We start from the raw sequence: 22,502 nt of genomic DNA on the forward strand, positions 1-22,502 counted from the left end.
CATGGGAATTGCTTTTCCTATTTGGGACGTTTAGTGAAAGCAGAGCTTATTATCTTCTGTCAGCCGTACGGCCAGTCGCAAGACCGTGCTTTCATACAGCGGGACTTATTTTAATCACGGGCTTTCGCAAGAATCAACGAGAAAGCTAAATGTTTCGTAATATAAAAGTTAGGGAAAATGCGTAAGGAATAATTGTTACCGATACGTAGTTTATGGTAACAATTTAGAGCCACCAAGTAACACTCTCGCAATGAAAGTGACTAACACATCCCTTTTGAAAACACCAACAAATCCCTTACCGGGCGCGGCGCTGATAATTGACGAAGGCATAGGCTGGGGCACCCTCTTCCGCAGCGAAGTTTTGCCTGGACACCTCACCCCAGTCCCGCTCATCGAGCTCGGGGTAAAAGGCATCGCCTTCTACCTCTGCGGCCACTTCCGTGACGTAAACGCGGTCGACGCTACTTAAGCTCTGACGGTATAGCGTCTCACCGCCGATAACGAAAATCTCATCAAGACCATCGCGCTCAGCGCTTTCACGAGCAACATCCAGCGCGTCTTCAAGTGATGCACAAACCTTGGCACCCGTTGCAACGTAGCTTTGCTGGCGAGTCACAACAATATTTTCGCGCCCAGGCAATGGCCGGCCGATAGACTCCCAGGTTTTGCGACCCATGATAATGGGCTTGCCCATAGTCAGCGCTTTAAAGTGCTTCAAGTCGGCAGGCAGATGCCACGGCAGGCGGTTTTCTACTCCAATGACGCGCTGGCGATTCAAGGCGACAATGTGTGCAACAGCTATCGGCATTAACACGTCCTTCTATATAGCAATGGGGGCCTTGATGGCTGGGTGGGGGTCATAGCCTTCGAACTCGAAGTCGGCAAAGTCATAATCGAAAATCGACGCCGGACGACGATTTATGTGCAGCGTTGGCCGCGCGCGAGGCTGGCGACGCAATTGCTCTTCGACAATCTCATCGGTGAGATGGTTTTGATAGAGGTGGCAGTCACCGAAGGTGTGCACAAACTCGCCAACATCCAAATCGCACTGCTGCGCAATCATGTGTGTCAGCAGGGCATAGCTGGCGATATTAAAAGGCACCCCGAGGAATAAATCGGCGCTGCGCTGGTAGAGCTGGCAAGACAAGCGGCCATTGGCGACATAAAACTGGAACAAGGTGTGGCATGGCGGCAACGCGGCACGCCCAGCACGCACATTGTCCTGAGGGCTCACCGACTCATCGGGAAGGTCAGCGGGGTTCCAGGCATTCACCAGCAAACGCCGCGAGTCCGGTTTGCGACGGATCATATCCACCACTTCACTAATCTGGTCAATGGTCGACCCATCAGGACAGGCCCAGCTTCGCCACTGTTTGCCATAGATCGGCCCCAGGTCGCCATCCTCCAGCGCCCACTCATCCCAGATCGTCACCCCGCGCTCTCGCAGCCAGTTGTTGTCACAACTGCCATTTAAGAACCAAATCAACTCATAAATAATGCTGCGAAGGTGCACCTTCTTGGTGGTTAACAACGGAAAGCCCGCCTGCAGATCAAAGCGCAGCTGGCGACCAAATACCGAGCGCGTTCCCACTCCGGTGCGGTCACCTTTATCCACACCGTTGTCACGCACATCGCGCAATAAATCTAAATACTGTTGCATAACCCTATCCTTGCACTCTGTCTCGACGGTAGGCGTAGATCAACACCCCCAACCCCACCGCAATCATCGGCAGCGACAATAACTGCCCACGCGTTACCCAGCCAAGCGCATCGAAGCCGATATGGCCATCGGGCTCGCGGAAAAACTCCACGACAAATCTGAAAATGCCGTAGCACAGCACAAAGAGTGCGCCGGGCGCCAACCGGGGGCGCTGCTTGCGGGTATAGAGGAACACGATCAAAAACAGCAACACGCCCTCTAACGCAAACTGGTAAAGCTGCGACGGGTGGCGCGGCAACTGACTGGGGTCGCGCGGAAAGACCATCCCGATCGCACTGTCGGTTGGCCGCCCCCAGAGCTCCTGACCGATGAAGTTGCCAATGCGCCCAAGACCCAAACCTATGGGAACCAAGGGAGCAATAAAGTCCCACAGCGCATAGATCGACACATCAATACGCTTGGCGTAGATCGCGATGGCAAGCACGACACCCAAGAACCCACCATGAAACGCCATGCCCCCTTCCCAAATACGGAAAAGCCAAAGCGGGTCAGCGAGAAATTGCTCGAAATTGTAAAACACCACATAGCCAAACCGGCCACCGAGAATAACCCCCAGTGCCCCATAGAAGATCAGATCTTCCAACTGATCCTCCTTCAGCGGACTCCAAGGCTGCCTGCAGCGCATTTTGCCGATGTACCAAGCCGCGGCAAAACCCGCTAAGTACATCAGGCCGTACCAATGTATCGCCAGTGGCCCCAGCTGAACGGCAACAGGGTCGATGTCTGGATGCCTGAGCATATTAAAGAGCTCCGTATATAAAGTGGCTGCCAACGGCGAGCAGAAATAACGCAAAACCTTGCTTTAGCCGACGAGCAGGTAGTTTCTGAGCCAGATTAGCGCCCAATTTAGCGCAGGGGGTACTGCACAGGATGATTGCCAGCAATGCCGGCCAATACACAAAACCACTAGACCACGCAGGCAGCGCTGAGTGCCCATAACCGGCAACAATATTTGTCAGCGCACCGACAATGGCAATGGGTAAACCGCAGGCTGCGGACGTTGCCACCGCGCGCTGCATTTTCACATTGCACCATGTGAGAAAGGGCACGGTGAGTGAGCCACCACCGATGCCAAACAGCGCCGATAAGAAACCGATAAAACCGCCGGCCAGCAGCGTTTGCGGGCGAGCCGGCAACTGCCGGTCGGCAGGTGGTGATAAGCCAAATGCCATTTGCGCAGCAATCAACAGAGCAAAAATACCAAACACTAACTTGAGGCGCTCACCGGGCAAGGAGGCCGCAAGGGCAACACCGCCCACTACGCCAATCGCAATACCGGGTGCCAGCAGCCGCCAGGTTGGCCAATCAACGTTGCCGTGACGCTGATGCGCCCTTACGGAGCTCACAGAAGTGAATACAATGCTGGCCAGCGATGTCCCCACCGCCAGCTGAACCGCAACCAGCGATGACACCCCCTGCAGCGCAAAGCAGTAGATCAGCGCCGGCACTATCACCAGGCCGCCGCCCACCCCAAACAGACCCGCAGACAGGCCTGCCAGCGCACCAACAGCGAGATAGATAAGAACAACGGTCACGCCAGCTCTCCGCCACAAAGCCTGCTATTATGGACAGCCCTGATTTCAAGTGCCACCCGCCATGTGTTTAATTTTACTGTCTTGGCAACAACAGTCAGCGCGCCCCCTGATCGTCGCCGCAAACCGAGACGAATTTTTTGAGCGCCCCACTCTCCCAGCGCACTTTTGGCCAGAGTCACCCCACATTCTGGCCGGCAGGGATCAGCAATTTGGCGGCAGCTGGCTGGGTTTAAGCACCAACGGGCGCTTCGCCGCCATTACCAACTTACGCAATCGGGACGTCGGCGATCAAAGCCGCGGCGAGCTGGTTCGCCACTTCCTCGATAACAGCGAGCGCTGCTCAACGTTTTTCGATGAATTAGAGACAGAGAAATACCAGTACCGCCCCTTCAACTTTATCGCATTTGACGGCAGCACTCTGGCTCACAGCGACAATATCTCTTCGGGCTGGAACAACTTAGAAGCGGGGATACACTGTATTGGCAACATCCCACACACGGCGCACAGCGCAAAAACGGATCAGGCGCTCGCCGCCTTCAAGCCGTTAGCGGCAGGGCACGACGACCCAACACCCTTGCTGACATTCATGCAAGACGACAGCCCCACTGTCGACAGTGACGACGAGCTACAAAAGATGTTGTCCTGCCGCTTTGTGCGAAGCTCAGTCTACGGCACCCGTTCCACTAGCATCGTTTTTGTTCGCAAAGGCGGCGCGGAGCTGTGGGAGCAAGGTTACGACAGCGAACAGCGCCCGGCCGAACTTCGCCACTTTCAGGTGTAATGCTCAGGTACGCGGGCAAGCCCTCAGGGCCCGGGGGGCAATAACTTTTCCATCCCGGATTCGGCCAGCGCGCTGCGCAATAAGGCGCGGACTTCATCAGCCGTATCGGCAGCCATCGCGGTTGTTAGCAGGTTTTTCAAGTCACTCATCGTCGACGCTCTAACCACCGCTTTTACACGCAGCAAGCTGTTATCGTTCATCGAGAGCATGTCGTAGCCCATCGCGGTCAATAGCAGCACCGCTCCGGGATCGCCAGCCAACTCACCACAAATACCCACCGGTTTACCTTCGGCATGCGCGGCATCCACTACATTCAGCAAGCTGCCCAGCACTGCTGGGTGGTAGGCGTGATAGAGATCAGCCACGCGGGTATTATTGCGATCCACCGCCAGCAAGTATTGCGTCAGGTCATTCGACCCGACCGACAGAAAATCGACACGGCGGGCAAGCTGACGGGCTTGGTACACCGCCGCGGGCACCTCCACCATCACGCCAATAGGGGGCAGACTGATATCCCAACCATCCTCAACCAGCTCGTCATAAGCGCGGCGCACCAGCACCAGGGCCTCATCCACCTCTTGAACGTTGCTGATCATCGGCAACATGATGCGAAGGTTATCCAGCCCCGAGCTCGCCTTGAGCATCGCCCTGACTTGCACCAGAAATATTTCGGGGTGGTCCAACGTAACGCGAATGCCGCGCCATCCTAGAAAAGGATTTTCCTCATCAATGGGGAAGTATGGCAGCGCCTTGTCGCCACCAATATCCAGGGTGCGCATGGTGACCGGTAGCGGTGCAAACGCTAGTAATTGCTCGCGATAAATAATCCGCTGCTCTTCTTCACTGGGGAAGCGCTCTCGCAATAGGAAAGGAATTTCTGTTCGATACAGGCCAACGCCCTCTGCCCCGCGATCAAGCGAGCGCGCGACATCCGCCATCAAACCGGTGTTCACCCACAGCGGCATGCGATGGCCATCACGCGTTTCGCTCGGCAAGTCACGGAGCGCCTCCAGCCCCTGGCTCAGGGCCTGATCTTCCTCAAGCAAGGCCCGAAAATGCTCAGAGACTTCCGGCGTTGGATTGTAGTGCACATAGCCGCTGTAACCATCAACGATCAGGCTGGCATGCTCTATCTGGGTATAGGGCAAATCGCTTGCCCCCATCACCGTGGGGATACCCATCGCTCGTGCCAGAATCGCAACATGGGAGTTGCTGGAGCCTCTCACCGACACCATGCCCACCAGCTTTTCTCTGGGCACTTCCCCAAGCATCGACGCTGTCAGTTCTTCGCCGACCAGGATCGTGTCGGCGGGGTAATCGGTATCGCGCTCATTACTCGCCTGCAAGTAACTCAACACCCGCCGCCCAAGGTCTTTAATATCGGTTGCGCGATCCTTGAAATACGGGTCGTCCATCATTTCAAAGGTGTTGATGTGGCCACTGACAACCTGAGCCAATGCCCCCTGCGCCCATTCGCCCTCGCGAATTTTTGCCTCCACCTCAGACAGCCAGACGCCGTCATCGAGAATTCGCAGATAGACATCGAACAATGCCAGTTCTTCCGGAGACAGTTGCCCGACAAGCTTGCCACTGAGTTCGCGAATATCGACGCGCACCGCATCGAGCGCCGCCTCAAAGGCCCGTAGCTCTGCGTCGGCGTCCTCGCTGCGGCGCTGAGGCACTGAATGCAACTCAGCACTGGGAACAATCACTACCGCGCGACCAATGGCCACGCCCGGCGCGCCCGCTATCCCTTTAAACAAGGCAGAAGCGGTCACAGAATCTTGCGTCTTTGAAATTGAACCGGTTGCTCGCGCATGGGCCAACACACCTGCCAACTGCGCGGACATGGTGACCAAAAACGCCTCTTCTTCCTCGTCGAAGCGGCGGCTATCCTTCTGCTGCACAACCAACACCCCCAGCACTTCGCGCTGGTGGATAATGGGTGCCCCCAGGAAAGAGTGGTATTGCTCTTCACCAATACCCGGTAGCAATAAAAAGTTGGGGTGTTTCTCGGCGTGGTCGAGGTTCAGCGGCTCCTCGCGGCGCGCCACCTGGCCGACCAACCCCTCGTCGGCTGCCAGGCTCGCTTTCCCGATTAAATCTGGGTTGAGGCCTTGGTTCGCCATAAAGATGAGACGACCACTCTCGGGGTTGCGAAGGTAGACCGTGCACACCTCGGTGCCCATCACCTCAGCAATGCGCTCGACAATAATATCCAGCGCTGCCTGCAGATTACCCGCCGCATTAACCGCCTGAACTATTCCTCGCAGCGCCGCCAGCATCAGCTTGAATGACTCCCTTGGGTATCTCGCAGTAGACGAACATGCCTGCCCGCCAGCTCTTTCATGGCGCGGCGGTACACTTCACGCTTAAAGGCCACCACCTGGCCGAGTGGATACCAGTAGCTCACCCACTGCCAATAATCAAACTCTGGCTTGCGGCCACAATTAAAGCGGATATCGGCCTCATTACCGACCATTCGCAACAAAAACCACTTTTGCTTCTGACCGATACACAGCGGCTTATTGTCTTTACGAATCAGCCGTTTGGGCAATCGGTAGCGCAACCAACCGCGCGTGCAAGCGAGAATTTCAACATCGCTTTCTCTCAGGCCAACTTCTTCATACAGCTCGCGGTACAGGGCCTGCTCTGGGGTTTCGCCGTCGTTAATCCCACCCTGGGGAAATTGCCAGGCGCTCTGACCAACACGGCGCGCCCACAACACCTGACCGCAGTCATTGGCGATAACAATGCCAACATTGGGACGAAATCCATCCGAATCAATCACATGCTCACCTGTGTTAACGTTTTTTTCTAATTTGATCTATTGTTCCACAAATTCGTGGAGCTGGGAATTCGCCCCAGCGGCTGCAAATTCGCGCAGTGCTGCCAATGCCAGAGCAGACAAGGCAAAAGCCGATGCAAAAGCCACGCCGAGAAGCTATGCTTGCCGTTTTTGCAGTCACGCCCAGCCAGTGGGCCTAGTTAAGTAAGGGTTTACGATGACCTTGGCGATATTCGACCTCGACAACACCCTGATTGCCGGTGACAGTGATCACGCCTGGGGGGAATTCCTCGTCGAGCGGGGCCTCGTGGATGGTGACGAACACCGTCGGCGCAATGATGAATTCTATCAACAATACCAACAGGGTGGCCTCGACATCGAAGCCTACCTGCGCTTCGCCCTTGCCCCCATCGCCGGGAAATCACCGGCAGAGCTATCCGCCCTGCATCAAGACTTTATGGCGAGTTACATTGCCCCCATGCGCCTGCCGCAAGCACAAGCTCTGATCGACAAGCATCGCCAGCAGGGGCATTGCCTAATGATTATTACCGCCACTAACCGCTTTGTCACCGAGCCCATTGCGCGCGCCATGGGCATTAAGGTGATGTTAGCCAGCGAGCCTGAGCTCCGCGATGGACGCTACACCGGAGACAGCACCGATATACCGTGTTTCCAAGCAGGCAAGGTTGTGCGCCTGCAGCGCTGGCTACGCGAAAATGGCGAGACGCTCACAGGCAGTTATTTTTACAGTGACTCCCACAACGACCTACCCTTGCTGAAGCACGTCGACAACCCCGTGGCTGTCGACCCCGACGATACCTTGCGCGCCGCCGCCGAAGAAGCCGGCTGGCCAATTGTGAGTTTACGCTGAGCAAAAAAACGGCGGCACACGCTATTGCGAGGCCGCCGTCATCGCGTAGAAGGCGAGATTAGCCTTCACATTGTGCGTCGTAATCGTCGTTGCTAAGCAGGTTATCCAGCTCGCTAACGTCGCTGGGCTTCAAGCGGAAGAACCAACCGTCGCTGTAGGGGTATTCGTTTACCGTTTCGGGGCTTTCTTCAAGCGCGTCGTTCACGGCAACGACTTCGCCCGACACCGGCGCGTAAATGTCAGAAGCCGCTTTCACTGACTCGACCACCGCCGCCTCTTCACCGGCACCATATTCCGCGCCCACTTCTGGCAGCTCTACGAAGACTACGTCGCCGAGCGAGTCCTGCGCGTGATGGGTGATGCCCACAGTAACAGTGCCGTCTTCTTCCAAGCGAGCCCACTCATGGCTGCTGGCATACTTCAGTTCGCTGGGGGTGTTGCTCATGGAGCGCTCCTGGCTGACAAGGGATATTTGCAGCGCATTTTACCGCCGCTGCCGGCAAATACAAAGGCCTCAGCGCCCGCGACTGGCACGAATGCTTAACATCACCGGTATTAAACCCGCCAATACCAGCGTCAGCGCTGGCAACGCCGCCAACTGCCACTGTCCTTCAGCCGTCATTTCAAATATCCGCACCGCCAAGGTGTCCCAGCCAAAAGGCCGCAACAACAGCGTGGCAGGCATTTCTTTCATCACATCGACAAACACCAACACCAGAGCCGTCAACACGCCCGGGCGCAACATCGGCAGATAAACCTCCCAAAGCAGGCGCCAATTCCCCGCGCCCAGGGTTCTGGCCACCTCGGGCAAACTCGGTTTCACTCGCTCTAACGCCGAGTCCAGCGGACCACTGGCAACCGCTAAAAAACGAATCCAGTAAGCGGCCAGCAGGGTCAGCACGGTTCCCATTAACAAGGGCTGGGGGTCAAGCCCCAGCCACGCTTGAAGCGGCAGCAGCCACTGTCGATCAAGCCAACTGAATGACAGCATAATTCCCACTGCTAATACTGAGCCGGGCAGCGCGTAGCCCAGCTGCGCGGCGGCAAAAATACTGCCCCAGCGGCCGCGACTGAAACGGCGGCAAAAGGCCAGCAGTAGCGCCAGAGTAACGGTCAGCGCAGCAGCCATGGCAGCCAACCAAAGTGAGTGACCAAGCAGGGCAAAAAAGCGCGATGTCAGCTGGCTTACCCCCTCGCCCACGGCCCAGTCCAGCAATTGCAGCATGGGCAATACAAAGGCAAACGCCAAAACCAACGCGCAATAAGCGCTCACCAGGCCAGCCAACACCGGCGACAGCGGAAAGCGTCTTAGGTGCTGCAGCTTCGCCCCCTGAACATACAGCCCGTGTCCACGCGAACGGCGCTCAGCGAACAGCGTCACGCCAACGAAAAGTAGCAGTAACGATGCCAACTGCGCAGCAGCTTGCAGACTGAAGAAGCCGAACCAAGACTTGTAGATGGCGGTGGTAAAGGTGTCGTAATTAAACACCGCAACCGTGCCAAAATCCGCGAGGGTTTCCATTAATGCCAAGCCCACACCGGCAGCAATTGCCGGTCGCGCCATCGGCAGTGCCACTCGGAAAAAGGCTTGGCGACTGGTGCAACCCAATACTCGTGCCACTTCCAACGTCTCGCTACTTTGAGACAGAAAGGCGCTGCGCGCCAGCATGTAAACGTAGGGGTACAAGACCAGGGAAAATACGACAATTACGCTGGCCCGATTGCGCACATCGATGCCCCAACCGGCGCCTAACAGCTCCCGCAGTTGCGTCTGCAATGGGCCACCAAAGTCGAACACTCCCAGTACAACGAAGGCCATAACATAGGCGGGCACTGCCAGCGGCAACATCAACAACCATTCAAATGCCCCGCGCCCAGGGAACTGGCACATGACCGTGAACCACGCCAGACTGACGCCGATCACTGAGACCAAAACACCGACACCAAGCATCAGGAACAGGGTATTTGCCACTAGGCGGGGCAATTGCGTATCAACCAGATGCTGCCATATCTCAACTTCCGGGCTTAACCAGCTGCTCGCCAATACCACAACGGGCACCAGCACCGCGCATACCAGCGCCACCCCCGCCGCCCTGAGTAGCCACAGTGGCGTCGGCCGCAAGCGCCGCTGATTCGCCACGCGGGCACGCTGGGCAAGTTGCATCTAGCGGTAACCCACGCGGTCCATCATTCGGATAGCTTCCGCCTGCAAGCGACCCGCTTCTACAACGGGGACTTGATCAGCCTTAAAATCGCCCCAGTGCTGAAGCAGCGATGAAGGAGGCGTGTTGCGATTCACCGGAAATTCCTGATTCAACTCTGCAAACGCATGCTGAGCGTCCGCCTCTGACAACCATTCCAACAATGACATCGCCAATGCTTTTTGCTTGCTGGCCGCAGTCACGCCAGCGCCGGAGATATTAACGTGCACACCGCGGTTAAACGGCGCTTCACCGGTTTGGTTCGCCCAAAACAGATCCACCGGCAAGGAGGGATCATCTGCCTTCATGCGCGCCAGGTAGTAGGTATTCACAATACCCACATCGCACTGACCGGCGGCAATGGCCTCAATTACTTTGTTATCACTGGAGAAGGGCGGCACCGCCAAATTATCGACCCAAGCCCCCAATACCCGCTCGGTGTTCTCAGCACCATCGGCGCTAATCATCGTGGCAACCAGCGACTGGTTGTACACCTTCTTTGCCGTGCGCAAGCACAGGCGCCCCGCCCACTGCGGCTCTGCAAGCGCCTCATAACTACTCAACGCCTCGGGCTTTACGCGCTCACTCGAGTACACAATGGTGCGCGCGCGAATGGAGAGCCCCGTCCAGCGACCCTCTGGGTCACGCAGAGATTCAGGCACATTATTGTTTAGCACCGACGACGTCTGAGCGGCCAACAAGCCCTGCTGCGCGGCTTGCCAGAGATTGCCAACATCAACCGTTACCAAAATATCAGCCGGCGTATTCTCTCCCTCGGCACGCAAGCGCGCCAGCAGCGGCCCGGCAGAGTCCGTCACGTAGCGAATATTCACTCCCGTCTCAGCGGTATATTGGTCGAAAATCGGTTTAATCAGCTGCTCTATGCGCGAGCTGTAAACAACTAACTCAGGCCCAGAGGGCTCTTCGCTTCGGCCACAGGCCACCAAAGAAAGTAACAAGCTAAACACTAGCGCCGAGCGAAATATCATAATGGGCAGGTCCTTAACGGTAAGAAGGCAAGAAATCTTCAGCATCAATGATAATAATTATCATTTAATGACTCAAGTTTTACTTCTCAGGGAAATGGGTCAGCGACGCGCCAGCCCCATCGCGCGAGCAACAATCTGGCGCTTGATAGGCACCGCTCGATCTAACCAGCTCATGCCCGCATTTCTCAGCAGGCGCAATGGCAGGGCTTGGCTGGCAAACAGATTTTGAAAGCCTTCCATCGCCGCCATCATCGCCAGGTTTTCGCCCTTGCGTCGCCGTTGATAACGCGACAGCAGCAGCTCATCAGAGAGTGGCAGGCCGCGCGCCAAGGCACGCTGACATTCTTCGGCGAGAACCTCGGCATCGGCGAAGCCCAAATTAATTCCCTGCCCAGCCAGCGGGTGAATGGTGTGCGCGGCATCGCCAATAAGGGCGATACCCTGCTGAAAATAGCGCTGAGCGTGGCGCTGGCGCAGCGGGAAACGGACGCGCCGGCTGGCCGCATTGATACGCCCGAGCCGCCCTTCAAAATGCTGGGCCAGCGCCAGGCAAAAGGCATCGTCATCCATCGCCATTAGCGTATCGGCCAGCTCGGGCTTTGCAGACCAGACGATTGAACTAAAGTTTTGCGCGCCATCGCGGTCGGGGAGAGGTAAAAATGCCAGCGGCCCCTCTGGCAGAAAACGCTGCCACGCCGTAGCGCGATGGGGCTTTTCGGTCTCCACGGTACACACAATCGCGTGGTGCTGATAATCCCACTCGCGGGTTTGAAAACCACCCCAGTCACGCAAACGCGAATTGGCGCCGTCTGCAGCAACAATCAACGGCGCCTGTAATAGCCGCCCGTCATTTAACTGCAACTGCCCTTGATCACCACTTCGCACCCAGGCCGCAACAGGACTGTTAAACAGCAGGCGCACGCGGCTGTCTCGCAAACGGTTGTGCAGCGCGGCGGTTACCAAGCGATTCTCGGCAATATGCCCCAGAGCCAACTCGCCGACCTCATCGGCCGAAAAATGAATTTCACCGGTGCCCTCAGCATCCCAAACAACCATTTCCTGATAGGGGCACACCCGCCTTTCTGCCACAGCAGACCACGCTCCCAGCCGCTGCAGGAAGCGACGCGACGCGTCAGTCAGCGCACTGACTCTGGCGTCATAGTCCATTACGGTTTCATCAAGCGGCGGCCACCCTTCGCGCTCTGGCTGGGCATCGATCACGACAATATCCAGCGGCTGGTCCGCCATCGCCAGCGCGAAGGCAGCACCGGCCAGCCCGGCACCGACCACAATAATGTCAAATTTTTCCAGTCGGTCTGTCACAGCGGCAGCTCCATGTCTCGGCCTTTTATCACACCCGCAGCGCGCGCGGTAAAGCGCGACTTTATCGGCTTGCTGGCATCGAGCATGACCAGCCCCATATTCCTCGCCAGGCTCAGTACAGGCTGACGATTACTAAATAGTTTGGTTAAGCGGTCAGAGAACAAGGTCGTCACCTGCTGGTCGGTATGCTGACTGCGCAAATAGCCCTGCAAGACGGACAGTTCACCCGCACTGAGTCCCTGTGCAACCGCTGCGGCAACACGCTGAGCCAGCGCATCGGCGTCGCGCAGGGCGAGGTTAAAGCCCTGCCCTGCCACGGGGTGAAGTGAATGCGCAGCGTTGCCCATCACCACAATATTTCGCCGTACTTGTTCCTCAGCAAAACTGAGGCGAAGCGGGAAGGCCACGCGCTGCCCCACTTTTAGTAAGCGACCCAAACGGTGGCCAAACTGCTGCTGCAAGCGCGCCAGAAAGACCTCATCAGTCCAATTCATCGCCGCGTCGGCGTCATCCTCGGGAAAGGTCCATACCAGGGCAGAGCGCGACTGACCTTGCTCGTCCGGCAAGAGCGGCAACATCGCGATAGGCCCTTCGGCAGTGAAGCGCTCGTAGGCGGTTCCGCCATGCGGCAGCTCGGTGGCGATATTGGCGATCACGGCCGTTTGCGCATATTCATCCACACGGCGGTGAATCCCCAGGCGCTGGCACAGTCCCGAATCGGCCCCGTCGGCGATGACCAGCAAAGACGCGCTGCAGGATGTTTCCCCGCCCTCGGCTTGTAAATCCAGCTGTACCTTGGCGGCCATTGGCGTTACCGCCTCGACACTGGCCGGGGAGATAAACTGTACATTGGTATGACGCCGCAGATGGTTAAGCAGTACATTGCCCAGCCACGCGTTCTCAATAACATAGCCCAGCGCGGGCCACTCCAGTTCACCGCAATGCATTAGCGCACTGCCAAAATGGCCGCGATCAGAAACCTGGATATTCAGAATATCGGCAACGTGGTTCTCCAGCGTCGACCAAAGCTCCAGGTTTTCAAAAATTTGTCGGCTGCCGTATGACAGCGCGGTGGACCTGGAATCAAAACTGGGCCGATAACTCGGCCCCGTGTCGCTGAGCGGAGGCAGGGGAAAGCTCTCAACCACGGCAATTTTTAACTGGCCCTGGCTGTGTTTATGCAAGCTCAGGGCAAGGCTGGCGCCAACCATGCCGCCACCGGCAATCAGCACATCGTAGTCAACGTCCATCGCCCGCCTCCGCCATCAGGGCTTCGATGTCTTCAACCGACTTAGGCACTGACGCCGTCAGCACCTCACAGCCGGACTTACTCACCACCACATCGTCTTCAATACGAATGCCAATCCCGCGCCAACGCGGCTCGACGGCGTCGTTGTCGGGCGCAACATAAATACCCGGCTCGATGGTTAACACCATACCTTCTTCGAGCACCCGCCATTCGCCGCCGACCTTGTAATCACCCACATCGTGCACATCCATACCGAGCCAATGCCCGGCCCGGTGCATATAAAATGGCTTATAGGCCTCGGTTTCTATCAGCTCAGACAAATCACCCGTTAACAGCCCGAGCCTCAACAGGCCTTCGGTAATCACCTTCACTGTCGCTTCATGTGGCTGATTCCAATGATTACCCGGCTGCGTGGCTTCTATTGCCGCCAATTGCGCTTCCAGTACCACCTCGTAAAGGGCGCGCTGTTCATCATTGAAGCGGCCATTGGCCGGAAAAGTACGCGTGATATCCGCGGCGTAACCCTCGAGCTCACAACCCGCATCAATCAGCACCAACTCGCCATCGCGGATCACGCTGTTGTTTTCCACGTAATGCAAGATGCAGCCGTTTTTCCCCGCACCGACAATACTGCTGTAGGCTGGGAAGCGCGCGCCGGCCATTGCAAATTCATGCTGAATTTCGGCTTCAAGCTGGTATTCATAAACCCCGGGGCGGCAGTAACGCATCGCTCGGCAGTGAGCCTTTGCAGATATCTCGCCAGCGCGACGCATAATCCGCAATTCCGCCGCGCTCTTATACAAACGCATATCGTGGACCAAGTGGTCGAGATCGAGAAACTCGCCTGGTGGCTGGGCGCCGCTGCGCACTTTGGAGCGAATAACATTGACCCAGTTCATAACCTGCTGATCAAATTCTGCGTGCCGCCCCATCGCGTAGTAAACACGCTGCCGACCTTCGATTAGCCCGGGTAAAATATCGTCGATATCCGCAATGGGGAACGCATCATCGGCGCCATATTCCGCGCAGGCGCCCTCGGGGCCAGCGCGATACCCGTCCCACAGCTCCATGGCGGGGTCGCGCTCGCGGCAAAACAGAATGTATTCACCCTGCGGGCGCCCCGGCAACAACACCAACACCGCCTCGGGCTCGTCGAATCCGCTTAGATAAAAGAAGTCGCTGTCCTGCCGAAAGGGGTAGTCGGAGTCTCGACTTCGCGTGCGCAACGACGCCGACGGCACAATGGCAATGCTACCCGGCTCGAGCAGGGCCATTAAATTCTTACGGCGACGCGCAAATTCCTGCTTACTGATGCTCATAGTGTCCCTGATGTGTATGATCCTGAGGAGCTTATCACAGCTATTTTTACGGGAAATTGATCTACTCGGTTGTCAGTGCAATCGCTCGCCCTTGGGCTTCTTCGTCGCCGGGGTGGCGGCGTTACACTCAAGAAAAATGGTCATCGCCACGACTCGCACATACTCGCAGATCTCCACGTAGTCTTGCTCGCCGTCTTCATCGTCGGCCTGATCAGCAGAAATTTGCGCAATGGCCGCCAAGTCGCTCAATGCCTCGCGGCTCTCTTTAGACAGCGCATCCAAGGCATCACCCTCGCTCTGCCGCTGCTTTCCGGCCATCGCAAAGCCAGTGAGAAAACCCTGCACCCACTGACCGAGGCTGACAATGCGCTGTCCCAAATCCAGCTCGTCTCCCGGCAGCATTAACTGCAGTGCCAAGTCCTCACTGCCCAGTGCTTCCAGCGCGCTCTTATAAACGCCGAATAAGGCATCGGCATCGTCAGGGTTGGGCATCTCGATATCCAGCAGCTCCGTACAGTGCTTTAACCACGCCTGGCGCTCGACTCGCCCACCCACAGACAAAAAGCCAACGGCATAGCCGTGGAGCTCCGCCGGGGGCTGCAAAGCACCTAAATTAAGGAATAGATTAGCGAGATCATCGTGGTCAAACTCGTTAGACATTGCGCATTCCAAGGGCATCAAAGACTGGAGGCGCATGGTAGCGCTGATCCGCCGCAAAATCGAATACCCGCCGCGATTCACACCGCCGCGTATAACCGTTGACCGAGCGCTGGCACCCACTCTACTATGACGACATCATTCCCGGCCGTGGAACTAGGCAATAATGGACGATCGACAGCTGCAGGTTTTGGAACGAAAAGTCGATGAGCTCATCCAACTGTGCGAACAATTGGATGCAGAGAACCGCACTCTCAAATCCGAAACGCAAAACTGGAAGATTGAGCGCGAAGCGCTGATCGAAAAAACCGACACGGCCCGGGCAAAAGTCGACGCGATGATCCAGCGCCTGCGCGCATTGGAAAAAGAATGCTGATGACTCGCCCCAGCCACATGGAGACGACAAGGTGAGTAAAGAAACGGTCATCGTTAAAATTCTCGACAAGGAATATCAGGTTGCCTGCCCAAGTGACGAGCAGACAGGCTTGCTGGAAGCGGCCCGCTACCTCGACCAGCAGATGCGCCAAATACGCAACTCCGGAAAAATTATTGGCCTGGAGCGCATCGCCGTGATGGCCGCACTAAACATCGCCTACGAGCTACGCGAAGCCAGCAAAAGCGGCGTCAGCACGGAGCAAGAGGCCACGGTAAGCAAGCGCATTACCGATAAAATTGACGACACCCTCAACCGCTGCCGCCAACTCGATATCGGCTAACCACCCTGTTAAGCGCGTGGGCCTATCGGTATACTGTGAATTCCTGGGATATGCGCTAGGCCGTCAGACCCCTGAGCCGATGCTTTAAAACCCGGAGCGAACCAGCCAGTATTTGTGTGCATGTCCGCGTGACGGAAAGCCTAAAAATGCTGCGGTAAGTTCCACCTTGAACCGCTGGGTTCAAGGGCCACGCGGCCGGCGGTATCCTGGGTCCTACCTTTTCAGGCAGCGCCTTCAACCACGACCCGCCTTCACTATGGATGCATCGAGCAAAAACCAGCTCCGCCAACGTCTTCGGCAACAACGGCGCGACCTACCGGTCGCCACTCAACGGCGCGCTGCCAAGCGCCTGCTTCAACAGCTGAGGAAACTACCCGAATTCCGGCGCGCTCGACATATTGCTCTGTACAGTGCCAGTGACGGCGAAATCTCCACCAACGAGGTGCTTCGCTACTGCCAGCAACGCGGCAAGGTGTGCTATTTACCGGTTATTCACCGAGACACCAAACACGCGCAAATGCGTTTCCATCGCCACGCCCCAGGGCAAACCCTGCGCAGCAACACCTTTAACATCCCCGAACCCAATGCCCTGCGCCGCCGACAGATAGACCCTGCCCGCCTCGATATGATGCTGCTACCACTGGTCGGTTTCGATCGCCGGGGCAATCGCTTGGGCATGGGCGGCGGCTACTACGACCGAGCGCTGGCCTTTAAGCAGCGCCGCAATGCGGCAAACACGCCCCTGCTGATCGGCCTGGCCCACCACCTACAGGAAGTGGAGCGCTTACCGATACAGCACTGGGATATCCCCCTCGACTGGGTCGCCACCGACCGTGAAATTTTTGCCGCGCGTTAACTGAGAAACTGCTGGTACGCGAGGTTGTCGGTCTCTTCATGGAAGGGGTACGCCAGTTTGCCGAGAAAAGCCTCCACCGCTTTCCGCTCAGACGTATCCGCTTGCAGGCCGACTAACACCCGGCCGTATGCGGCACCGTGATTGCGGTAGTGAAAGAGCGAAATATTCCAGCGATTACCCAAACGCGTCAGGAAATTCATCAAGGCGCCAGGGCGCTCAGGGAATTCAAACCGGTACAGCAATTCATTGGCGACCGCGCTGGGGCGATGACCACCGACCATATGGCGGATATGTAGCTTGGCCATCTCGTTGTCGGTCATGTCTTCGACCCGGTAGTCCAACTTGCGCAAGGATTCGACGACCTCCGTCCGCCCTTGCCCGCCGGCCGCAACGGCAACGCCAACAAAAATTTGCGCGTCGCGATCGTCGCCATAGCGGTAGTTGAACTCAGTGATATTGCGCTTACCCAGGGCAGCACAGAATTTTTTGAAGCTCCCGGGCTGCTCGGGAATGGTGACACTCAAGATCGCCTCGCGCTGTTCACCGATTTCTGTGCGCTCCGAGATATAGCGCAGGCGATCGAAATTGGTGTTCGCGCCACTGTCGATCGCCAACAGCGTCTGGCCTTCACAGCCGTGCTGTTCAACATATTTCTTGAGACCGGCGAGCGCCAGTGCCCCTGCGGGCTCGGCAATCGAGCGGGTATCGTCAAAGATATCCTTGATTGCTGCGCAAATTTCATCGGTATTTGCCGTGACAACCTCATCGACGGTTTTACGCAGTATCCGGAAGGTTTCCTTGCCGATTTGTGCCACAGCAACGCCGTCGGCGAAAATCCCGACCTCTTTCAAGCGCACTCGACGCTGCTTTTCCAGAGCGACTTTTAGGCAGGCGGCATCTTCGGGCTCCACCGCAATAACGCGGACATCCGGGCGTACATATTTGATGTAGGCCGCCACCCCAGCAGCGAGACCGCCGCCACCTACCGGCACGAATACCGCGTCGAGCGGCCCGGTAACTTGCCGCAAGATTTCCATGCCAACGGTGCCCTGCCCCGCAATAACATCGGGGTCGTCATAGGGGTGGACATACACCATGCCTTTTTCCTGCACGAGCTTTTGGGCATAGGCCGAAGCCTCATCGTAGGTGTCCCCGTGTAACACCACCTTGCCACCGCGCGAACGCACCGCATCCACTTTGATCTGCGGTGTGGTTTTAGGCATCACAATTGTTGCCTTCACCCCCAGCTTTAGCGCTGACAGCGCCAAGCCCTGAGCGTGGTTTCCCGCCGAAGCGGCCACCACGCCCTGGCGGCGCTCGGCCTCGCTGAGATTGACCATTTTGTTATAGGCGCCGCGCAACTTGAACGAAAATACCGGCTGTAAGTCCTCGCGCTTGAGCAGCACGGTGTTATTCAGTCTTTTCGACAGCAGACGTGCCTCGTCCACAGGTGACTCGATAGCAACATCGTAGACCCGGGCATCGAGAATTTTCTTGATGTAACTCTGTGGCATGTTGTCGGAGACTCCAATTGCGGCCTGCTGGCGGGATGATCGTATACCAAACGGCAAGTCTAACGCGTCGCTGCGCGCTCCACCATGCTGCGAGCAATTCAGAAGCACAAAAAAGCCCGCCGTAGCGGGCTTTAATTCACTCGGCTGCTCTTATCCGCCGAGGCGCCAACCAAACCGCACCTGCGCCGACGACGCCTGCGGCTCGCCGCCGAGAGTCTCCGGGGTAAAGCTACACTTCATAATGGCCTCTAGCGCTGCGTTATCCAGTCGTTCTACGCCACTGCTCTGCTGTACCTCTCCACTGACGACCTGTCCCTGCGCATCGATGGCAAATGTCATCGTCACCGTGCCTTCCTGCTTCAAGCGGATCGACGCACGGGGATAACGCGGCTTGCGGCAACTACTCCAATCCACGCTTGCCGGGATGCGCTCGGCATTTGCCTTGGGTTTAGGTTTTGCAGCCACTTTCGGAGCGACGGGTGCCGCGGGCTTAGCCTGAGCGGCCAAGGCCTTTTTACGGGCCAATTCAGCCTGCCGGGCGCGCTGCTCAGCTGCCTCTGCCGCTTCCTTGGCTGCCTCTGCCGCCGCTTGCGCCTGAGCGAGCGCCATCGCCTGCTCTTCCAGCACCGCACTCTGCTCTTGCTGTCGCAAGGCCTGTTCACGCTGGTTGAAGGTTTGCTCTAAACGCTGCTCCCATGCAAGCAGGACATCCTGCTCATCATCCGCCAACTCGGCATCTGCCAGCGAGGCAAATACCTGCACCGTTTCAACGGTTGCCGACTCATCGGCTGCGCCATCCCCCAAGCTCATTAACCACGCCGCCAGTCCTGCCGCTGCGCACACTGCGAACAGCACCACAGCGATAAACATTTCCGCCGACTGCACCAAACTTTTCTTGGGAGCACTGCTGGCTGACACGTCACTATTCATCATTGTATTCATTATTATCGTTATCTCTGCAGCATCAGGCGGTCAGACCAAACAAGCGACCAATACGCTTGAATACCCCGCGGCGGTCACTGGGTGGCTCTGGCGCTTTTTCAGCAGCCAGGCGCAGTGTCTGCTCTGGATTCTTTTGCAAAATATCGAAGCGCCGCACCGCCAAATTAACACTGCCGCGCAGCATCCCCTCGCTGATAGGTTTGCTCAGGAAGCGGTAGATTTGCCCGCGATTGATCAATTCAATTCCCAAGCCGGCATCAGCTCGCGAGGTTAGCACTATGGCCACCAGCGATGGGTGATGCTGGCGCAGAGCGGTCAGCAGGTGCGTCACGCTCTCGCCGCCGATAGATAGCTCGGTGATGATCACGCCGATATTTTCTGACTCCAGCGCTTCAAGTGCGCCGTCCAGATCAACCGCGGTAAATACCGGGCGATCTTTGTGCAATACGCGCTGCAGAACGTCGCGGGTGGTGCTGTCTTCGTCCAGCACCAGGATGCCCGTTTCATTGCGAAGCGCCTCCGGCCCTGCGGCGATATCAACCACCGTTTTCGCTGTGGGCGCAGACAGCTCCGGCGCCTCGGCGGTTTCGCCCGGCGCAGCGGCCTCAGCACTTGGCTGAGCCTCATCAGTGGTTTCTTCAACCTTGCTGTGATTCAGCTCAGCACTGACATCCTCAGCCACATCGACCTCAGAGGCCTTTACCGCCGCAGCGATGGTGTCGCGCAATTCGTTATTCGACCAAGGCTTGTTGATGAAACGGAAAATTTCGCCGTCATTTATCGCGCCCAATATGGCGCTTAAATCCGAGTAGCCGGTCAGCAATACACGGATCGCTCTCGGCCGGAGCTCGCGCGCTGTGCGCAGAACCTCGACACCCGTCATTTCCGGCATACGCTGATCAGAGACGATAACATCGACATCTTCTTGCTCTAACAATGCCACCGCGTCCGCGCCACAATTGGCGGTAAACACTTGATAGCGACTGCGAAACAAAGCCTTTAGGGCGACGAGGATTCTCGGCTCGTCATCCACGAATAAAATCTTTGCCTTACTTTCAATGCCTTCAGTCATCACGTACTCCTCAAACCGCGCTGTCACTGAGAATAATGCTGTCTTCGGTCACAACGGCTTGTTCTGGAACGGCCTTGCCCGCTATCGGCAGGCTGACAACAAACTCGGTCCCGACACCCGGCTCCGACTCCACTGAGATGCGGCCGCCGTGATCTTCGATAATGCGAAACACAATGGACAAACCAAGGCCCGTACCTTCACCGACAGGCTTGGTAGTAAAGAAGGGCTCAAAGATATGCGCGGCGGTTTCGGCATCCATACCGCAGCCACTATCGCGTACGCGCACCACGGCATTGTCGCCGTCAACAGCGGTGCTGAGTGTCAGGGTTCCCTTGCCATCCATCGCCTGAGCGGCATTATTGATTAAGTTCAGAAATACTTGGTTCAACTGAGACGGTGCGCAACTAATATCGGGTAGTTCGCCAAAGTCGCGCTGAATGTCCAGGTCTTTGATTTGGTTTTGGCAAATCTTCAAGGAGGTTTCGATCCCCTCGTTCAAGTCGAAGAGCTCGGTTTGCGAGCGATCTACCCGGCTGAAGTTTTTCAGGCTCATAACCAATTCAGCAATTTGTTCTAAGCCGTATTGGGCATCGCCCAATAGCATGTCGAACTCGCCGCGGCTTTCTTCGTCGATCACATCCTCCATGGAGGACACCAACTCCCGCACAATTGACACGTTGCTGTTGGCGTAGCCGAGAGGCGTATTAATTTCGTGGGCGACACCCGCCACCATTTGCCCCAAGGAAGCCATTTTTTCAGATTGGATCAGTTGTGCCTGCTGCAGACGCAAGTCTTCCAAGGCGGTGCTCAAATCACGGGTGCGCTCGGCGACGATGCCTTCCAGATTGATATTGGCATCCTGCAGCTCCATGTTCACTTGGTCCAACTCTTGGAATGAGCCGCGCAAACGCCAGGCGATCAATCCAAAAGCCAGCAGCAGCGCTGCCGCGTAGACAGCCAGGGTTTGGCGGTTGCGATCTGCCGCTGCCTGCAACTGGGAAAAGTGGTTCTCATAGCGCGCCTTGAGCGTTGCCAATGCGCCGGCAGCACCGGTTTCTGCGATTTCGTCCAGCTGCTGATTCAACTCATCTCGAGTGAAGCGTAGACCGTCCACCGTATCGAGCAATTGCGAAAGCGCCGCCAGTGCGTCGGTATCCTCCAGAGCACTGGCCTGAACCGCGATACTTGCACTCAACTGGTCTAGCAGCTCAGCGTTTTCTGCTGTTGAAATAATGCTGTACTGCGTCGCCTCGCGAATCAGTCGCTTGATGTCGCGCCCGAGAGCGGCTTCCGATTCTATCGCCGGTGCGCTGAGCACCGAAACACCGCCGCTGCGCATCGCCGCAAACAGCAGGCGCAAGCGACGCAGCGTTTCCTGGTAGGGTTCCAATGCATCCAACTTGGCTTTCGTGCTGCGCAGGAAGTCGTTTAACGCGCGGTCCACAAGCGGCGCCTGCCCCTTGAGGCCAGCCTGACCAAAACCGATCTGGCGCGACTGCTCATCGAAGCGCTCCGCGGCGGCCAGCATAGCCAGCGGCTCACTTTCTAACTGCAGCGGTGCACGCACGATGGCCCGATTGAGCTGTCGATCTGCGGTGTTTACGGCTTCTAACTGCTCCATGCGTACCACATGCAGCCCGGTTTCCAGCGGTGTTCTCAAGGTAACCCACAACAAATAGCCCAGCACGGTAAATGCCAGCAATATAGCCAGCGGCGCAAACACGCGCTGAATACCCAGTTGGCTCACTGCTGATGTTGTCGACCCTCGAACCGCCCCTTCTTTTATTTTTCTTATTCGGCTCATGCCGTCTCCTAAAGCAACCCTTCTCCCGGGAATCCCGGAAATACCGGCTTAGCAGCCAGTACTACTCTAACGACCGATTTTGTTGTTTCTATAGTCTTGCTAGAGTCGCCATTTTTATGATGTGTAATAGGTTGGCGACCGTCGAGGATAAAAGCTCATCACCCA

The 22,502-nt window shown here is 57.0% G+C and carries 22 protein-coding genes and 1 other RNA gene; 6 read left to right on the plus strand and 17 right to left on the minus strand.

The annotated features are described in order from the left end of the window. Positions 1-295 precede the first annotated feature (295 nt). The 4 genes from ABNS66_RS00005 to ABNS66_RS00020 are packed head-to-tail and all read right to left on the minus strand — an operon-like array spanning position 296 to position 3,255. Positions 296-808 carry a dihydrofolate reductase gene (locus ABNS66_RS00005; RefSeq protein WP_286838662.1) on the minus strand — a complete coding sequence of 171 codons (513 nt, stop codon included), beginning with the start codon at positions 806-808 and terminating at the stop codon, positions 296-298. Positions 809-820: 12 nt separating this feature from the next. Then, on the minus strand, positions 821-1,660 hold the full coding sequence (locus tag ABNS66_RS00010) for a thymidylate synthase (RefSeq protein ID WP_286838664.1): 840 nt from the start codon (positions 1,658-1,660) through the stop codon (positions 821-823). Between the two features lie 4 nt (positions 1,661-1,664). Then, complete coding sequence (gene lgt / locus ABNS66_RS00015) at positions 1,665-2,459, minus strand: prolipoprotein diacylglyceryl transferase (RefSeq protein WP_204994656.1); 795 nt, start codon at positions 2,457-2,459, stop codon at positions 1,665-1,667. Between the two features lies 1 nt (position 2,460). Next, positions 2,461-3,255 (minus strand): sulfite exporter TauE/SafE family protein, encoded by a 795-nt coding sequence (locus ABNS66_RS00020; RefSeq protein WP_286838666.1) that lies wholly within the window; start codon positions 3,253-3,255, stop codon positions 2,461-2,463. Positions 3,256-3,316: 61 nt separating this feature from the next. Between ABNS66_RS00020 and ABNS66_RS00025 the strand changes: the two genes are divergently transcribed. After that, positions 3,317-4,036 (plus strand): NRDE family protein, encoded by a 720-nt coding sequence (locus tag ABNS66_RS00025; protein ID WP_286838668.1) that lies wholly within the window; start codon positions 3,317-3,319, stop codon positions 4,034-4,036. Between the two features lie 23 nt (positions 4,037-4,059). On the opposite strand, the gene ptsP is transcribed toward ABNS66_RS00025, so the two are convergent. Beyond that, positions 4,060-6,321, minus strand: coding sequence for a phosphoenolpyruvate--protein phosphotransferase (ptsP, locus tag ABNS66_RS00030; RefSeq protein WP_286838670.1), 2,262 nt, complete (start codon positions 6,319-6,321; stop codon positions 4,060-4,062). Then, complete coding sequence (rppH, locus tag ABNS66_RS00035) at positions 6,321-6,827, minus strand: RNA pyrophosphohydrolase (RefSeq protein ID WP_204994660.1); 507 nt, start codon at positions 6,825-6,827, stop codon at positions 6,321-6,323. The genes ptsP and rppH overlap by 1 nt, the downstream gene beginning before the upstream one ends. Before the next feature lie 214 nt (positions 6,828-7,041). Between rppH and ABNS66_RS00040 the strand changes: the two genes are divergently transcribed. After that, complete coding sequence (locus ABNS66_RS00040) at positions 7,042-7,695, plus strand: HAD family hydrolase (protein WP_286838673.1); 654 nt, start codon at positions 7,042-7,044, stop codon at positions 7,693-7,695. Positions 7,696-7,753: 58 nt separating this feature from the next. Here ABNS66_RS00040 and gcvH read toward each other — a convergent pair whose 3' ends face one another. The 7 genes from gcvH to ABNS66_RS00075 all read right to left on the minus strand — a co-directional run bounded on the left by gcvH (position 7,754) and on the right by ABNS66_RS00075 (position 15,436). Beyond that, positions 7,754-8,140: a glycine cleavage system protein GcvH gene (gene gcvH, locus ABNS66_RS00045; protein WP_204994662.1), complete on the minus strand. Its 387-nt coding sequence runs from the start codon at positions 8,138-8,140 to the stop codon at positions 7,754-7,756. A 69-nt stretch (positions 8,141-8,209) separates the two neighbouring features. Next, the gene (locus tag ABNS66_RS00050) at positions 8,210-9,859 is read right to left on the minus strand and encodes an iron ABC transporter permease (RefSeq protein ID WP_286838674.1); all 1,650 of its coding nucleotides are present in this window, start codon (positions 9,857-9,859) and stop codon (positions 8,210-8,212) included. Then, positions 9,860-10,885: an extracellular solute-binding protein gene (locus ABNS66_RS00055; RefSeq protein ID WP_348655187.1), complete on the minus strand. Its 1,026-nt coding sequence runs from the start codon at positions 10,883-10,885 to the stop codon at positions 9,860-9,862. A 99-nt stretch (positions 10,886-10,984) separates the two neighbouring features. Continuing rightward, complete coding sequence (locus ABNS66_RS00060) at positions 10,985-12,208, minus strand: FAD-dependent monooxygenase (protein WP_286838678.1); 1,224 nt, start codon at positions 12,206-12,208, stop codon at positions 10,985-10,987. Then, positions 12,205-13,458, minus strand: coding sequence for a 2-octaprenyl-6-methoxyphenyl hydroxylase (gene ubiH / locus ABNS66_RS00065; protein WP_286838680.1), 1,254 nt, complete (start codon positions 13,456-13,458; stop codon positions 12,205-12,207). Before ubiH ends, ABNS66_RS00060 begins: the two co-directional genes overlap by 4 nt. Further along, on the minus strand, positions 13,448-14,776 hold the full coding sequence (gene pepP / locus ABNS66_RS00070; RefSeq protein WP_286838681.1) for a Xaa-Pro aminopeptidase: 1,329 nt from the start codon (positions 14,774-14,776) through the stop codon (positions 13,448-13,450). Before pepP ends, ubiH begins: the two co-directional genes overlap by 11 nt. 72 nt (positions 14,777-14,848) lie before the next feature. Further along, positions 14,849-15,436, minus strand: coding sequence for a UPF0149 family protein (locus tag ABNS66_RS00075; protein ID WP_204994668.1), 588 nt, complete (start codon positions 15,434-15,436; stop codon positions 14,849-14,851). A gap of 163 nt (positions 15,437-15,599) precedes the next feature. Here ABNS66_RS00075 and ABNS66_RS00080 point away from each other — a divergent pair, with 163 nt between their 5' ends. From ABNS66_RS00080 to ABNS66_RS00095, 4 genes are all read left to right on the plus strand, one after another. Beyond that, positions 15,600-15,809 carry a TIGR02449 family protein gene (locus tag ABNS66_RS00080; protein WP_027873145.1) on the plus strand — a complete coding sequence of 70 codons (210 nt, stop codon included), beginning with the start codon at positions 15,600-15,602 and terminating at the stop codon, positions 15,807-15,809. A 31-nt stretch (positions 15,810-15,840) separates the two neighbouring features. Beyond that, a complete protein-coding gene (locus ABNS66_RS00085; RefSeq protein WP_204994669.1) occupies positions 15,841-16,149 on the plus strand; it encodes a cell division protein ZapA in 309 nt (102 codons plus the stop codon). Between the two features lie 37 nt (positions 16,150-16,186). Beyond that, positions 16,187-16,366, plus strand: a non-coding RNA gene (gene ssrS / locus ABNS66_RS00090) — 6S RNA. Positions 16,367-16,405: 39 nt separating this feature from the next. Continuing rightward, positions 16,406-17,005 carry a 5-formyltetrahydrofolate cyclo-ligase gene (locus ABNS66_RS00095; protein WP_286838683.1) on the plus strand — a complete coding sequence of 200 codons (600 nt, stop codon included), beginning with the start codon at positions 16,406-16,408 and terminating at the stop codon, positions 17,003-17,005. Here the strand turns inward: ABNS66_RS00095 and ilvA are convergent. The 4 genes from ilvA to ABNS66_RS00115 form a co-directional block, all read right to left on the minus strand. Then, positions 17,002-18,537 (minus strand): threonine ammonia-lyase, biosynthetic, encoded by a 1,536-nt coding sequence (gene ilvA / locus ABNS66_RS00100; protein ID WP_286838718.1) that lies wholly within the window; start codon positions 18,535-18,537, stop codon positions 17,002-17,004. The two genes, ABNS66_RS00095 and ilvA, sit on opposite strands and share 4 nt — an antisense overlap. A 132-nt stretch (positions 18,538-18,669) precedes the next feature. Next, positions 18,670-19,449: an energy transducer TonB gene (locus tag ABNS66_RS00105; protein ID WP_286838684.1), complete on the minus strand. Its 780-nt coding sequence runs from the start codon at positions 19,447-19,449 to the stop codon at positions 18,670-18,672. A 34-nt stretch (positions 19,450-19,483) separates the two neighbouring features. After that, on the minus strand, positions 19,484-20,533 hold the full coding sequence (locus tag ABNS66_RS00110; protein ID WP_286838686.1) for a response regulator: 1,050 nt from the start codon (positions 20,531-20,533) through the stop codon (positions 19,484-19,486). Between the two features lie 10 nt (positions 20,534-20,543). Then, positions 20,544-22,337, minus strand: coding sequence for an ATP-binding protein (locus ABNS66_RS00115; RefSeq protein ID WP_286838689.1), 1,794 nt, complete (start codon positions 22,335-22,337; stop codon positions 20,544-20,546). Positions 22,338-22,502 lie beyond the last annotated feature (165 nt).

Source organism: uncultured Spongiibacter sp. (assembly GCF_964011655.1).
Lineage (GTDB): Bacteria > Pseudomonadota > Gammaproteobacteria > Pseudomonadales > Spongiibacteraceae > Spongiibacter > Spongiibacter marinus.